This window comes from Pseudomonas orientalis (genome assembly GCF_022807995.1).
GTDB classification, from domain to species: domain Bacteria; phylum Pseudomonadota; class Gammaproteobacteria; order Pseudomonadales; family Pseudomonadaceae; genus Aquipseudomonas; species Aquipseudomonas orientalis_B.
This window is the reverse complement of the sequence record NZ_CP094351.1, coordinates 38,223-51,404: the sequence shown is the minus strand read 5'-3', so window position 1 is coordinate 51,404 and position 13,182 is coordinate 38,223. Positions and strand designations below refer to the sequence as shown.

Below are 13,182 nucleotides of genomic sequence, written 5' to 3'. Positions count from 1 at the left end.
TCATGCCCTCTCGCCGCGAATGGAAACAGCCGGAAAGGGGTATGGCTCGTTGCGCTCCACCCAGTCCATGAAATCGGCGCGGGCGCCGGGGAACCCGATCATGGTCCAGCCGACCATGCCTTTGTTGCCGCCGTGGATGGGGTCGCAGAAAAAGCCCTCCTTGGTGTTCTGCAACAGCAGGTTGAAGAACATCTTCGGCGGCACCGCGTCGAAATGAGCGCTCACTTCGCTGCCACCCGCCTCCAGACGGCGCAACATATCGTCCCGGGTAGCGCTGTCTTGCGCAGCAAAAGCTTTACCGTTGAACGCCTTCGACCAGGCATCCGTCGCGGCGATACCCAGGCGATAGATCTCCTTGGGCACCAACTTGCTCTGCCAGCCCATCTCGGGCGCGGCATCGGCATTGAAGGGGCCTTGCATGAACCACAGCGCGCCACTGGCGTACGGGGTGTTCATCTGACGGTCGATGTATTCCGGCGCGCCGGCTTCCAGGGCGCCTGGGCCCTGGGCATCAGCGGGAATCAAACGCTCGACGGCGGCGTTGATAAACGCCCATTCCTCGGCGGTGAAATAAGTCGGTTCATACGCCTTGTCACTGGGAGCCGGCTGGACTGGCGCGGCCTGGACAGGCTCGGGCGTAGCCATCAGCATCGAACCGCCAAGGCCGGTACTGGCAACCGTGACCACCGGGATCAAGGTCAAGGATTTGCGCAGAAAATCACGCCGGGGGTTGTCTTGATCTTGATCAGACATGGGTGCACCTCATCATGTGGTCACGGGTTTGGCCGCCGCTTCTGGGGAGCGGCTTGGCTTTTTTTGCTGGGAGCGGCAACTAATGGTTACAAATGATAGCAGGCTAAGCATGTGGAGGAGGAATTCAGCGACCTAAGTCGCATACAGGCGGGCAAAAAAATGGGAGGGGGCTTGCTTCCGATGGCGGTGGGTCAATCATGTGTAGGCGTAGATATACACAACTCTGTAGCGCTCAACCGTAACCACGATGCGAAGCGAGCCGCTCTTGCTTTTGATCTCAGGCGCCCCGTTAAACCACGCTGGCCGAACGCAGGCTTGAATCCGTGGGCAACCCGGCAGGACGCCGGGTTAGCCGCACTGGGCCATGGATGGCCCATTGCGGCGGCCCACGGATTCAAGCCGGAGAGAGGGCACACCGAGCCCAGGCGAGGTGCCGAGTGGTGGGGCAAGAGCGTTTTGCTTACTTTTGCGCTTTTCAAAAGTGAGCCGCTGTAAAAGCGGAACCCATAGCAGCCGTGACCGCAGAAACGGATATGTACTCGATCTGATCCAACATCCTGGTCGGTCCTGAGGCCGCCATCGGGGGCAAGCCCCCTCCCACATTTGGACATCGGAGCGTCAGGTAGAACCGCGTCGGCTGTCCAGCCGTCACGGGGGCAAGCCCCTCCCACATTTGGACATCGGAGCGTCAGGTAGAACCGCGTCGGCTGTCCGGCCGTCACGGGGGCAAGCCCCCTCCAACATTTTGGATCGACGTAAGGCTGCTAGTCTTTTTTCAACTTTGGATTGGGGAAGAACTGCACCGCTTGCACCTTCGGGTCCGCCGGCGCTTTCAACGCCGAGGTATTGACCCGCGTACCCAACTCCCTGGGCACTGACAGCCCCTGGTCATTGAGCGTATCGGTATAGCCGCAGGCCACGCATTCACGGTGCGGCACGTTGTCTTCGGTCCACATCTTCAGCTTGTCCGGCTCGCTGCACGCCGGGCAGACCGCCCCGGCGATAAATTGCTTTTTGGTGATCACAGGCCCTTCACTCATGCTGCCGCGTCCTCACTCAGGCCGCTGTGGCGCAAGAGTGCGTCAATCGACGGCGCCCGTCCGCGGAAGTCGACGAACAACACCATCGGCTCCTGGGAACCGCCCCGTGCGAGGATCGCTTCACGGAAGGCGCGACCGGTCTGGGCATTGAGCACGCCGTCTTCTTCGAATTTGGAGAAGGCATCCGCCGAGAGCACTTCGGCCCACTTGTAGCTGTAGTAACCCGCCGCATAACCACCAGCGAAAATGTGCGCGAAGCTATTGGGGAAGCGGTTGTAGGCCGGTGGGCGCATCACTGAGACTTCATCGCGCACGCCTTCGAGCACCTGCGCCACAGTGCGACCGTCGCCGCGGGTGGCATGCAGTTCGAAGTCGAATAGCGAGAACTCCAGCTGGCGCACCATCATCAGGCCGGACTGGAAATTTTTCGCCGCGAGCATTTTTTCCAGCAGGTCCTGGGGCAACGGTTCACCGGTTTCATAGTGACCGGAAATCAGCGCCAGGCCTTCAGGCTCCCAGCACCAGTTCTCCATGAACTGGCTCGGCAACTCCACCGCATCCCAGGCCACGCCGTTGATACCGGACACGCCGGCATGTTCAACGCGGGTCAGCAGGTGGTGCAGGCCATGGCCGAACTCGTGGAACAGGGTGGTGACTTCATCGTGGGTCAGCAGGGCCGGCTTGCCGCTGTCGGCCGGGGTGAAATTGCATACCAAGTTGGCCACCGGGCTTTGCAGGACCCCATCGACGGTGCGGCGGCGGTCGCGGGCGCCGTCCATCCAGGCACCACCGCGCTTGTTGGCGCGGGCATACAGGTCAAAGAAGAAACGGCCGACGTGCTGGCCGTTTTCCTTGATCTCGAACAGGCGCACGTCCGGGTGCCAGGCGTCGAAACCTTTCTGTTCGGCGATTTCGATGCCGTACAGGCGCTGCACAATGGCGAACAGACCGCCCAGCACCTTGTCGATCGGGAAGTAGGCGCGCAAGGCTTCCTGGGAGACGCTATAGCGTTGCTCACGGAGTTTTTCGCCGTAGAAACCGCTGTCCCAGCTTTGCAGGTCGGCGCAACCTTGTTCGGCGGCGTAGGCCTTGAGCTGCTGCAGATCCTGGGTGGCGAACGGCTTGCTGCGCCGGGCCAGGTCGCGCAGAAAACTCAGCACCTGGTCGCTGGACTCGGCCATCTTGGTGGCCAGGCTCAGTTCGGCAAACGACGCGTAGCCCAGCAATTGAGCCAGCTCCTGACGCAAGTCGAGGATCTGTTCCATCACCGGGCCGTTATCGTTCTGACCGGCATTCGGGCCCTGGTCCGACGCGCGGGTGCAGTAGGCCGCGTAGACTTCTTCACGCAGGGCACGGTCCTGGGCGTAGGTCATTACCGCGTAATAGCTCGGAAATTCGAGTGTGATCAGCCAGCCATCGAGGCCTTTGGCCTGGGCGGCAGCGGCCATTTGCGCCTTGGCCGAATCGGTTAGGCCGGCGAGGGTGGCCTGGTCGGTGACGTGCTTGGTCCAGGCCTGGGTGGCATCGAGCAACTGGTTGGAGAATGTGCTGCCCAGCTCCGAAAGCTTGCTTTGCACGTCGGCGTAGCGCTTCTGCTGCTCGGGCGGCAAATCGATACCCGACAGGCGGAAGTCGCGCAGTGAGTGTTCCAGGATGGTTTTTTGCGCCACATCGAAACCGGCGGCCTCCGGGCTGTTGGCCAGGGCTTCGAAGGCCTGGAACAGTTCACGGTTCTGCCCCATTTCGGTGGAGTAGGCGCTCAAGGCCGGCAGGCAAGCCTCATAGGCTTCGCGCAGCTCGGCGCTGTTACACACGGCGTTGAGGTGGCTGACCGGGCTCCAGGCCGCGCCCAAGCGATCGTTGAGCTCGTCCATGGCCAGAACCAGGCCCGCCCATGTCGGATTTTTGCCCTGGCTTTGCAGGATGTCTGCGATCGCTGCACGGTTGTCGGCCAGGATCTGTTCGATGGCCGGCTGGACATGCTCGGCACGGATCGCCGAGAACGGCGGCAGGTCGTAGGGCTGCAGAAGAGGGTTGTTCGCGCTCACGGTTGGCACCTTGGCTGAAGAAACAGATAAGACAAAGATGGGGCCATCTTAATTACAATCAACACCCACCGCAGCTATCAGTACAACAGAGAGAGGCTATCGTGACCCTTCGCACCTATCAGAATCACACGCCAACCCTGTGCGCCGGGGCGTTTGTCGATGTTTCGGCGGTGGTGATCGGCGATGTCGAAATCGGCGCCGACAGCTCGGTATGGCCATTGACGGTGATTCGCGGCGACATGCACCGCATCCGTATCGGTGCGCGCACCAGCGTGCAGGACGGCTGTGTGCTGCACATCACCCACGCCGGCCCGTTCAACCCGGACGGTTTCCCGCTGTTGATTGGCGACGACGTCACCATCGCTCATAAAGTCATGCTGCATGGCTGCACCGTAGGCAGCCGCATCCTGATCGGCATGGGCAGCATCGTCATGGACGGGGCCGTGGTGGAAGATGACGTGATCATCGGGGCCGGCAGCCTGGTGCCGCCGGGCAAGAAACTCGACAGCGGTTTTTTGTACGTCGGCAGTCCGGTTAAACAGGTCCGCCCACTGACCGACAAGGAGCGTGCCTTCTTCACCTACAGCGCGGCGAACTACGTAAAGCTAAAAGACCTGCACATCGCTGAAGGATTCGATCAATGATCCTGCACCACCGGACGGTACTGTTCGACCTCGACGGCACCCTCACCGACCCGCGCGAAGGCATCACGCGTTCGATCCAGTATGCCCTCGGCAAGCTGGGCATCGACGAGCCGGACCTGACCCGCCTCGAACACTTCATCGGCCCGCCGTTGTTGCAGGCGTTCATGCAGTTCTATGGCTTCGACGAGGCAAAGGCGTGGGAAGCGGTGAATTTTTATCGCGAACGCTTCAAGGTCACCGGGCTTTATGAAAACCAGGTGTTCGACGGCGTGATGCCACTGCTGGAAGAACTGAACAGCCAGGGCCGCCAGCTCTACGTGGCAACATCCAAGCCGTGGGAATTCGCCCGTGAGATCGCGCGGCATTTCGACTTTGCCAAGCACTTCAAGGTGATTTACGGCAGCGAGCTGGATGGCACACGCACCAACAAGGTCGAGTTGATCGCCCATCTGGTGCGTGAAGAAGGGTTGGACCCGGCCACCACCTTGATGATCGGTGATCGCAAGCATGACCTGATCGGCGCGCGCAGCAATGAGCTGGACTCGGTGGCGGTAGGCTATGGATTTGGCAGCTTTGAGGAACTGAATGCCGAAGCGCCGACCTGGCATTTTGAGACCTTGGTAGAAATGCATCAGGCGTTTTTGCGGCGGACGTGAGGCCGCCATCGGGGGCAAGTCGAATCGTCGCACCGCCCCTCCCACATTTTGAGCGGTGTACACAGGCCAATTGTGGGAGGGGGCTTGCCCCCGATGAGGCCCTAATGGGCAACACTCTCCAACTGCCTCAACGCCGCCTTGCGCTGCTCCACCGGCAACCCGCCTAACATTTCCACCGCCCCATAGAACCTCACCCAATCCCGCCCTTCCTGCGCAAACAACGCCGCAAACGCCGGCACCCACTGGTCATACAGCCCGAACGGCAGCAGCCGCGCGTTGTTCATCGGCTGGTTGATCCAGGCGTCATAACGCTTGTCGCCGCCCCACTGGGTGTCGCGCAGGTGGCGGTACTCACGGCGCAGGCGTTCGAACTGCGCGGCCTTGGCCTGGCGCATCACATCGGCGGCCAAGGGCTGGGCGTAAAGGGTTTCCAGGCGTTTGCGGGTATCGAGAATCAACCGGGTAAACTGGTCGCGCTGCTGCAACGTCGCATCGCTCAGCGGCGCCAGGCCACGGGCGGCGCGCCATTGCCGCGTACCCTCCTGCTCGACGAAGGTGGCGAATGACTCGTTGAATTCGGTGTCGTCCTTCACGTAAAAGCGCTGATGCGCCAGCTCGTGGAAGATCAATGTGGCCAGACGCTCATCACCCCAGCTCATCATCGAACTGATGATCGGGTCATTGAACCAGCCCAGCGTGGAATAGGCTTCGACGCCGCCAATCGCCACGTCCATGCCTTGCTGGCGCAGCAACGCCGCCTCGCCACGCGCCGCGCCCTGGCGGTAATAGCCGCGATAGGCCACGCAACCGGCGATGGGGAAGCAGTGGTTTTGCGCAGAAAGAGAAAACTCCTGCGTGGCGAACACATTCCACACCACATAGGGGCGGCCAATATCGGCGTAGAGCCGGTAGCTTTGATTGTCCGGCAGGTGCAGCTGTTGGCTGGCGAAGGTACGAGCCTTCTGCGATTGAAGCAGGTGCTCACGCAACGATGGAGGACGGGCCGGATCGGCAACGACCTCGGCCACCGGTTCCCGCGCCCGCAGCAAGTGCCACTGGCCACTGGCTAACTGGCCGTAGTAACTGACGCTGGAGCAGCCGCCGAGCAACATAACCATCAACCCTGGAAGAAAACGCCTGATCATGCCGCGACTGCTCCTGGGCAGTGGGTGCTTGAATTGAATTTGAATTTTCCACGCGATGGCGTGTTTATACTCAAAATATCTTCTCGCGTTGAGTACCTGCCATGCGCCAGCTTCTGTATCCCGTCGCCGCCCTGTTGCTCAGCGCTTGCGCATCGACCCCAATCCCGCCCGTCGATCCGCAGCAGGCCTGGGTCGATTTCACCACGCCAACTCCGGGCGCCAAATTGGTCATGGCTCAGCGCCTGGACGGGAAAAACCTTGAAGACGGGCGCTATTTCCAAATGCCGCCCGGGGCCCACGAATTGATGGTGCGCTTCGACTTCGAAGTGCCCGCCGGTGGTGGGTTGGGGGGGCTCAGCCAGATGATGTATCGAACTTGCTTCATGACCTTGCAGTACGACCACTTCCAGGCCGGCCAACGCTATGTACTGGAAGGGCGCTCCTTGGCCTTCACGCCCAACATCCGCCTGTACGACTCGGCGCGCCAGTTGCTCGCCGAAGAGCGCAGCGTGAACTGCATCTGATCAGTCGTTGTTTTTCTGATAGATGATGCGCTTGGTGCCGTTTTCGCACGAGCCGACAATCATGGCGCTGTCATGATTCTTGGCTTCTTCGGCGGTGATGATTTCCAGGGTATAGGACGGGATCGCCTTGGCCTGGATGTTGACTTCGATTTCCTTGCGCAGCTCTTCGCAGTCTTTTGGCGCGGCCACGGCCGAAGTGGCCAATACGCCGCAGATAACCGCCAAAGCAAAACGTTTCATGTGTGTAGCTCCCTGAATGCATTGCGCACGGGTGTGCGTCTAGGCTGCATAGGCTATAGGACCACATCTATGAAACACGAGTTCTGATTTAACGCAGAACAAAATGTAGGAGGGGGCTTGCTCCCGATAGCGGTGGTTCAGCTACAGATTGGTTGGCTGATACATCGCTATCGGGAGCAAGCCCCCTCCCACACTGTCCAGGGGTTAGTTCAAAAGCGTGGCATCCAGGGTGATGGTTGCATTCAGCACTTTGGACACCGGGCATCCTTCCTTGGCCTTTTTGCTCAGTTCGTCGAACTGTGCCTGGCTGGCGCCTGGGATCTTGGCTTTAAGCACCAGATGCACAGCGGTAATCGCAAAACCGCCCTCGACCTGGTCGAGCGTCACCTGAGCTTCGGTGTCGATGCTGTCAGCCTTAAGACCTGCATCGCCGAGAATCATGGAAAATGCCATGGAGAAACAGCCGGCGTGGGCCGCACCAATCAGCTCTTCAGGGTTGGTACCCTTGCCGCCTTCGAAACGAGCCTTGAAGCCGTAGGGCGCTTCGCGCAGCACGCCGGTCTCGGTGGAAATGGAACCCAGGCCGGTCTTCAGATCGCCTTCCCAATGCGCGGATGCCTTTTTAACGATACTCATAGCTTTCTCCTCGAACGGTGGTTTGCGTCAGTAAGGTTCTGAGGATAGACGCCGTGGCAAAGTTCATCTTGTCGGAAAGACCTACCAAACAAGTAGGAAATTTCATGACTGCTATTGAATCTCGGGTATATGCCCTCATTGCATAGACCATGCACATGAAGCGGCAGGTTTTGGTTCGTCTAAGAAGCCTGCGCCCCTATTGGAGAAGCAGGCTATGAAATCGCTGTCCGACGTGAAGTTCTCGACCCTCGACCTGGTGCCCGTACGCGCCAACGGCAGTGCGGCGCAATCGTTGCGCAACTCCCTGGACCTTGCCCAGCACGTGGAAAAACTCGGCTATAACCGTTTCTGGGTAGCTGAGCACCACAATATGGACGGTATCGCCAGCTCGGCCACGTCGGTGTTGCTCGGCTATCTGGCCGGTGGCACCTCGACTATCCGCGTCGGCTCCGGCGGAGTGATGCTGCCCAACCACGCGCCGCTGGTGATTGCCGAACAGTTCGGCACCCTGGAAAGTTTGTATCCTGGCCGTATCGACCTGGGCCTGGGCCGCGCGCCCGGCTCCGACCAGATGACCGCCCGCGCCTTGCGCCGTGAGCGCTCCGGTAGTGCGGACGACTTCCCGCAAGATGTGGCCGAACTGATGGCCTATCTCGGCCCACGCACGCCCGACCAGCGGGTGATCGCGGTGCCCGGCACTGGCACCAACGTGCCGGTATGGTTACTGGGCTCAAGCCTGTTCAGCGCGCAATTGGCTGGTGAACGTGGCTTGCCCTACGCCTTCGCCTCACATTTCGCACCGCGGCTGATGCATGAAGCGATTCGGGTGTACCGCAACCACTTCAAGCCTTCGGCGGTGCTGGACAAGCCCTACGTGATGCTCGGCATTCCGCTGGTCGCCGCGGACACCGACGAACAGGCCGACTACCTGGCCACCTCGGTGTACCAGCGCATCCTCGCGCTGATGCGCGGGCAAAGCCTGGTGCAGCGCCCACCGGTAAAAACCATGGAAGGCCTGTGGCTGCCCCACGAGAAAGAAGCGGTGGGCAGTTTCCTCGGCCTGGCGATGGTGGGCAGCCCGGCGAAGATTCGCGCCAAACTGGAGGTGTTGATCGAACAGACCGGCGCCGACGAACTGATCTTTACCTGCGACCTGTATGAGCACGCCGACCGGATTCATTCCTACGAGCTGCTGGCGCAGGTGATGAAGAGCTGAACCCCAGACGACAAACGACGCACCTGTGGCGAGTGAGCTTGCTCACGCTGGGCTGCGAAGCGGCCCCAAAAACGGGAGCGCTACGCACTCCAGCGGGAGCAAGCTCCCTCGCCACAGGTGCGTCGTTTATGTCTGCAGCACGGGATCAACCGCGCTTGTAGACGATTTCCTTGGTGCCGCCTTCACAGCTGCCGACTACATCGCCGCCGGCCGCAGCACCTTTATCCACCACTTCAAGCGAATACCCCGACGCGCCCTTGGCGTCGATTTTCGCTGCAATTTCGCTTTTCAGTTCTTCACAAGGCTTGCCCGCCGCCAGGGCCGTACCTGCAATGCTCAACAAACCTACCGCCAACAAGAACTTCTTCATCCGATACTTTCCTTGCGCTGGTCGAAAAGAGCATGCCGACGCTCAGGGCGTCGGCATGCATTGGGTGTAGCGCAGGTTATGGCAATCGGCCAGCGATCAAAGTTCCGCGCGCCCGATCAACTACTGGCAATTCGGAATCCCACCTTCAGGGTGACCTGATAGTGAGCAACCTTGCCATTCTCGATATGCCCACGGGTTTCAGTCACTTCAAACCACTCCAGATGCTTGAGGCTCTTGCTGGCTTCGGCCAGGGCGTTCTGGATCGCGTCCTCGATGGTGGTGGTGGATGAGCCCACCAGTTCGACTTTCTTGTAGGTGTGATGTTCGCTCATGGTGTTTCTCCTGTAGGTCGTCAATCAAGACTAGCAGTGAATATTCGTACTGCTTGAGGCGACCGCTTGGCTGCGAAAGTTCAGATTTAATGCACTTTCCGAGACAGGCGCAGTCGGTATCTACACACGCCACTCAATCACTTCAGGAGATGTCCACATGGCCAACACTTCTTTACGCAAAGCGTCGCTGGAAAGCATGGAAGCCGAGATTTCGAGCCTGCTCAAATCCCTCGAGAGCCTCAAGGACGACGCATCCGATGAGTCGCGCAAAACCCTGAAGGCCCTGAAAAGCAATGCCGAGAATGCCCTCAAGCACTCCCGCCACCTGATCAGCGACGCCTACGAAGAAAGCAAAGTCAAAATCCGCGAAACCGGCGTTGCCACTCGCGACTACGCACAAGAGCACCCATGGACTACAGCCGGCGTTGCGGTAGGCGCTTTGGGTCTGCTGGCCGCTTACCTGCTGTGCAAACGCGGCGACTAAACAGGTTGGCGCGCTAGCTCAGCCTTGAGCCACTGCGCCAATTGCCCGGCGCGCCCGTCTGCGGCGCGCTTGGGTAGCCACAACGCCAGGTGCGCCGGGGTTTCACTGAAACCCCACGGCGCCACCAGGCGACCCGCTCGCAGGTCCTCCGCCACCAGCGGTTGTGGCGCAATCGCCACGCCCAGTCCTGCCACCGCCGCTTCCAACAAATAATACAAATGCTCAAAACCCTGGCCGAGTTTCAGCACGCCGGGTTCGATCCCGTGTTGCTGTGCCCAACTGGGCCAGGCTTGCGGCCGCGATGTAGTGTGCAACAGAGGTTCGCCACGCAAGGCCTGGGCGGGGGCCTGGCGAAGGCGCTCATAGCCGGCGAAGCGCGGACTCATGACTGCGCCGATGCGCTCGGCGGCCAGCTCGTATACCTGCATATCGGCCGGCCACGGTGGCTCGGCGAATACCAGCAAGGCATCGAGGCCGGGGCGGCGGGGATCGAGATCACCGTCACCCGCCGACAGATGCAGACGCAAGTCCGGCAAATCGGCATTCAAGCGTCCCAGACGCGGTATCAACCAGCGTGCCAGCAAGCTGCCCGAACACCCCAATACAAACGGCGCGTCGGCGCTGCGCTGGGTGAGTTCGGCACACACATCGCGCAGGCGCTCGAACGCCTCGGCGCTGGCATCGCGCAACCTTGCCCCGGCATCTGTGAGTTTAAGGCCGCGCCCGTCCTTGACGAACAGGCTGACACCCAAGTGTTCTTCAAGTACTTTCAACTGGCGACTGACCGCGCCATGGGTGACATGCAATTGCTCTGCAGCCTGGCTGACACTGCCGAGGCGGGCGGTGGCTTCAAATGCGCGCAGCGCATTGAGCGGCGGAAGGTCTCGGCTCATCTGTGAGTTTTCCTGACAGGTTACGGCGATCTTATCGGTTTTCAGTCCGCAGCGGCAGGGGTAGAGTGGTCCTCATTGTTTTCCGCCCCCTTTCTTTCCTGGAGCGTCCCATGACTCAGTCCCAGACCGACCTGCGCAACGGCCCCGACGTCAACGGCCTGTTTGGCGCGTTCGGCGGCCGTTACGTCGCTGAAACCCTGATGCCGTTGATCCTCGAACTGGCCCGTGAATACGAAGCGGCCAAGATCGATCCGGCGTTCAATGAAGAATTGGCCTACTTCCAGCGCGATTACGTCGGGCGTCCAAGCCCGCTGTACTTCGCTGAACGCCTGACCGAGTTCTGCGGCGGCGCCAAGATCTACCTCAAGCGCGAAGAGCTGAACCATACCGGCGCGCACAAGATCAACAACTGCATCGGCCAGATCCTGCTGGCACGGCGCATGGGCAAGAAACGCATCATCGCCGAGACCGGCGCCGGCATGCACGGTGTGGCCACTGCCACCGTCGCTGCGCGCTTTGGCCTGCAATGTGTGATCTACATGGGCACCACCGACATCGAACGCCAACAGGCCAACGTGTTTCGCATGAAGCTGCTGGGCGCTGAAGTGATCCCGGTGGTCGCCGGCACCGGCACCCTGAAAGACGCAATGAACGAAGCCCTGCGTGACTGGGTGACCAACGTCGACGACACGTTCTACCTGATCGGCACCGTGGCCGGCCCGCACCCTTACCCGGCCATGGTGCGTGACTTCCAGGCCGTGATCGGCAAGGAAACCCGCGACCAGATGCAAGCCCAGGAAGGCCGCCTGCCGGACAGCCTGGTGGCATGCATCGGCGGCGGTTCCAATGCCATGGGCCTGTTCCACCCGTTCCTGGATGACACCAGCGTTGAGATCATCGGCGTTGAAGCAGCCGGCCACGGCATCGAAACCGGCAAGCACGCCGCCAGCCTGAATGGCGGGGTGCCCGGTGTACTGCACGGCAACCGCACCTTCCTGCTGCAGGACGATGACGGCCAGATCATCGACGCGCACTCGATTTCCGCAGGCCTGGACTACCCCGGCATCGGCCCTGAACACGCCTGGTTGCACGACATCGGCCGCGTCCAGTACACCTCGGTGACGGACGACGAAGCCCTCGACGCTTTCCACAAATGCTGCCGCCTGGAAGGGATTATTCCTGCGCTGGAAAGCGCCCACGCCCTGGCCGAAGTATTCAAACGCGCGCCGACCCTGCCCAAGGATCATCTGATGGTGATCAACCTGTCCGGTCGAGGCGACAAAGACATGCAGACCGTCATGCACCATATGGAACAGTCCCAGCAGGAGAAACATTGATGAGCCGCCTGCAAACGCGCTTCGCGCAACTCAAGGAGCAGAACCGCGCCGCCCTGGTGACCTTCGTCACTGCCGGCGACCCGGGTTATGACGCCTCGCTGGCGATCCTCAAAGGCCTGCCCGCTGCCGGAGCCGACGTGATCGAGCTGGGCATGCCCTTCACCGACCCGATGGCCGACGGCCCGGCCATCCAATTGGCCAACATCCGTGCGCTGGAAGCCAGGCAGAACCTGGCGAAAACCCTGCAGATGGTTCGCGAGTTCCGCAAAGACAACAACGACACGCCGCTGGTGTTGATGGGCTACTTCAACCCGATTCACAAGTACGGTGTGCCGCAATTCATCACCGACGCCAAGGAAGCGGGCGTAGACGGGCTGATCGTGGTGGACATGCCGCCTGAACACAACGGTGAACTGTGCGATCCGGCCCAGGCGGCGGGTATCGACTTCATCCGCCTGACCACGCCGACCACTGACGATGTACGCTTGCCGACGGTGCTCAACGGCAGCTCCGGCTTTGTGTACTACGTGTCAGTAGCGGGCGTGACCGGTGCCGGCGCGGCAACCCTGGAGCACGTCGAAGAAGCGGTGAAGCGCCTGCGTCGCCATACCGACCTGCCGATCAGCATCGGCTTCGGCATTCGCACGCCGCAACAAGCGGCGGCCATTGCGCGCCTGGCGGACGGTGTGGTGGTGGGCTCCGCGCTGATCGATCACATCGCCAGCGCCAGCAGCGACCAGCAAGCGATCGATGGCGTACTGAGCCATTGCGCGGCGCTGTCCGAAGGCGTGCGCAACGCTCGCCGGTAAGCGCGCCTGCGGATTCTTGCGCTAGGCTTGTGGGGTGACATACCGTCACCCCACA

16 protein-coding genes are annotated in these 13,182 nt (G+C 60.9%); 7 read left to right on the top strand and 9 right to left on the bottom strand.

Features of this window, described 5'->3' with window-relative positions; all coding sequences use genetic code 11:
- From MRY17_RS00245 to prlC, 3 genes are all read right to left on the bottom strand, one after another.
- Positions 1–753: a gluconate 2-dehydrogenase subunit 3 family protein gene (locus tag MRY17_RS00245; RefSeq protein ID WP_191956294.1), complete on the bottom strand. Its 753-nt coding sequence runs from the start codon at positions 751–753 to the stop codon at positions 1–3.
- Between the two features lie 764 nt (positions 754–1,517).
- Entirely contained in the window at positions 1,518–1,793 is a 276-nt protein-coding gene (locus MRY17_RS00240; RefSeq protein ID WP_065886753.1) for a YheV family putative zinc ribbon protein, read from the bottom strand.
- On the bottom strand, positions 1,790–3,841 hold the full coding sequence (gene prlC, locus MRY17_RS00235; RefSeq protein WP_181285632.1) for an oligopeptidase A: 2,052 nt from the start codon (positions 3,839–3,841) through the stop codon (positions 1,790–1,792). Before prlC ends, MRY17_RS00240 begins: the two co-directional genes overlap by 4 nt.
- 101 nt (positions 3,842–3,942) lie before the next feature.
- On the opposite strand from prlC, the gene MRY17_RS00230 reads away from it, so the two are divergent.
- Positions 3,943–4,485: a gamma carbonic anhydrase family protein gene (locus MRY17_RS00230; RefSeq protein ID WP_191956293.1), complete on the top strand. Its 543-nt coding sequence runs from the start codon at positions 3,943–3,945 to the stop codon at positions 4,483–4,485.
- Positions 4,482–5,141: an HAD family hydrolase gene (locus MRY17_RS00225; RefSeq protein ID WP_191956292.1), complete on the top strand. Its 660-nt coding sequence runs from the start codon at positions 4,482–4,484 to the stop codon at positions 5,139–5,141. Before MRY17_RS00230 ends, MRY17_RS00225 begins: the two co-directional genes overlap by 4 nt.
- Before the next feature lie 101 nt (positions 5,142–5,242).
- Here MRY17_RS00225 and MRY17_RS00220 read toward each other — a convergent pair whose 3' ends face one another.
- Positions 5,243–6,286 (bottom strand): aminopeptidase, encoded by a 1,044-nt coding sequence (locus MRY17_RS00220; RefSeq protein WP_243353089.1) that lies wholly within the window; start codon positions 6,284–6,286, stop codon positions 5,243–5,245.
- A 101-nt stretch (positions 6,287–6,387) separates the two neighbouring features.
- Between MRY17_RS00220 and MRY17_RS00215 the strand changes: the two genes are divergently transcribed.
- Positions 6,388–6,810: a hypothetical protein gene (locus MRY17_RS00215; RefSeq protein WP_057725722.1), complete on the top strand. Its 423-nt coding sequence runs from the start codon at positions 6,388–6,390 to the stop codon at positions 6,808–6,810.
- On the opposite strand, the gene MRY17_RS00210 is transcribed toward MRY17_RS00215, so the two are convergent.
- Together MRY17_RS00210 and MRY17_RS00205 are read right to left on the bottom strand one after the other, a co-directional pair.
- Positions 6,811–7,050, bottom strand: a complete 240-nt coding sequence (locus MRY17_RS00210) for a DUF1161 domain-containing protein (RefSeq protein WP_057725723.1) — start codon at positions 7,048–7,050, stop codon at positions 6,811–6,813. It abuts the gene before it with no gap.
- Positions 7,051–7,254: 204 nt separating this feature from the next.
- Positions 7,255–7,686 carry an OsmC family protein gene (locus MRY17_RS00205; protein WP_065886746.1) on the bottom strand — a complete coding sequence of 144 codons (432 nt, stop codon included), beginning with the start codon at positions 7,684–7,686 and terminating at the stop codon, positions 7,255–7,257.
- Between the two features lie 214 nt (positions 7,687–7,900).
- Between MRY17_RS00205 and MRY17_RS00200 the strand changes: the two genes are divergently transcribed.
- Positions 7,901–8,902, top strand: a complete 1,002-nt coding sequence (locus MRY17_RS00200) for an LLM class flavin-dependent oxidoreductase (RefSeq protein WP_181285628.1) — start codon at positions 7,901–7,903, stop codon at positions 8,900–8,902.
- 145 nt (positions 8,903–9,047) lie between these two features.
- Here MRY17_RS00200 and MRY17_RS00195 read toward each other — a convergent pair whose 3' ends face one another.
- Both MRY17_RS00195 and MRY17_RS00190 read right to left on the bottom strand, forming a co-directional pair.
- Positions 9,048–9,272, bottom strand: a complete 225-nt coding sequence (locus tag MRY17_RS00195; protein ID WP_181285627.1) for a DUF1161 domain-containing protein — start codon at positions 9,270–9,272, stop codon at positions 9,048–9,050.
- A gap of 116 nt (positions 9,273–9,388) precedes the next feature.
- A complete protein-coding gene (locus MRY17_RS00190) occupies positions 9,389–9,604 on the bottom strand; it encodes a dodecin (RefSeq protein WP_057725727.1) in 216 nt (71 codons plus the stop codon).
- Positions 9,605–9,761: 157 nt separating this feature from the next.
- Between MRY17_RS00190 and MRY17_RS00185 the strand changes: the two genes are divergently transcribed.
- Positions 9,762–10,088, top strand: coding sequence for a DUF883 family protein (locus tag MRY17_RS00185; protein WP_003170746.1), 327 nt, complete (start codon positions 9,762–9,764; stop codon positions 10,086–10,088).
- On the opposite strand, the gene MRY17_RS00180 is transcribed toward MRY17_RS00185, so the two are convergent.
- Positions 10,085–10,981 carry a LysR family transcriptional regulator gene (locus tag MRY17_RS00180; protein WP_181285626.1) on the bottom strand — a complete coding sequence of 299 codons (897 nt, stop codon included), beginning with the start codon at positions 10,979–10,981 and terminating at the stop codon, positions 10,085–10,087. The genes MRY17_RS00185 and MRY17_RS00180 overlap by 4 nt on opposite strands.
- A gap of 110 nt (positions 10,982–11,091) precedes the next feature.
- Between MRY17_RS00180 and trpB the strand changes: the two genes are divergently transcribed.
- Both trpB and trpA read left to right on the top strand, forming a co-directional pair.
- Entirely contained in the window at positions 11,092–12,318 is a 1,227-nt protein-coding gene (trpB, locus tag MRY17_RS00175) for a tryptophan synthase subunit beta (RefSeq protein WP_181285625.1), read from the top strand.
- A complete protein-coding gene (gene trpA / locus MRY17_RS00170) occupies positions 12,318–13,127 on the top strand; it encodes a tryptophan synthase subunit alpha (protein WP_181285624.1) in 810 nt (269 codons plus the stop codon). Before trpB ends, trpA begins: the two co-directional genes overlap by 1 nt.
- The last annotated feature ends 55 nt before the right edge of the window (positions 13,128–13,182 follow it).

Coding starts and splice junctions, on each gene's coding strand:
- MRY17_RS00205 (WP_065886746.1), bottom strand. CDS start 7,686: ATGAGTATCGTTAAAAAGGCATCCGCGCATTGGGAAGGCGATCTGAAG.
- MRY17_RS00200 (WP_181285628.1), top strand. CDS start 7,901: ATGAAATCGCTGTCCGACGTGAAGTTCTCGACCCTCGACCTGGTGCCC.
- MRY17_RS00190 (WP_057725727.1), bottom strand. CDS start 9,604: ATGAGCGAACATCACACCTACAAGAAAGTCGAACTGGTGGGCTCATCC.
- trpA (WP_181285624.1), top strand. CDS start 12,318: ATGAGCCGCCTGCAAACGCGCTTCGCGCAACTCAAGGAGCAGAACCGC.
- MRY17_RS00180 (WP_181285626.1), bottom strand. CDS start 10,981: ATGAGCCGAGACCTTCCGCCGCTCAATGCGCTGCGCGCATTTGAAGCC.
- MRY17_RS00240 (WP_065886753.1), bottom strand. CDS start 1,793: ATGAGTGAAGGGCCTGTGATCACCAAAAAGCAATTTATCGCCGGGGCG.
- MRY17_RS00225 (WP_191956292.1), top strand. CDS start 4,482: ATGATCCTGCACCACCGGACGGTACTGTTCGACCTCGACGGCACCCTC.
- MRY17_RS00210 (WP_057725723.1), bottom strand. CDS start 7,050: ATGAAACGTTTTGCTTTGGCGGTTATCTGCGGCGTATTGGCCACTTCG.
- trpB (WP_181285625.1), top strand. CDS start 11,092: ATGACTCAGTCCCAGACCGACCTGCGCAACGGCCCCGACGTCAACGGC.
- MRY17_RS00195 (WP_181285627.1), bottom strand. CDS start 9,272: ATGAAGAAGTTCTTGTTGGCGGTAGGTTTGTTGAGCATTGCAGGTACG.
- MRY17_RS00245 (WP_191956294.1), bottom strand. CDS start 753: ATGTCTGATCAAGATCAAGACAACCCCCGGCGTGATTTTCTGCGCAAA.
- MRY17_RS00215 (WP_057725722.1), top strand. CDS start 6,388: ATGCGCCAGCTTCTGTATCCCGTCGCCGCCCTGTTGCTCAGCGCTTGC.
- MRY17_RS00185 (WP_003170746.1), top strand. CDS start 9,762: ATGGCCAACACTTCTTTACGCAAAGCGTCGCTGGAAAGCATGGAAGCC.
- MRY17_RS00220 (WP_243353089.1), bottom strand. CDS start 6,286: ATGATCAGGCGTTTTCTTCCAGGGTTGATGGTTATGTTGCTCGGCGGC.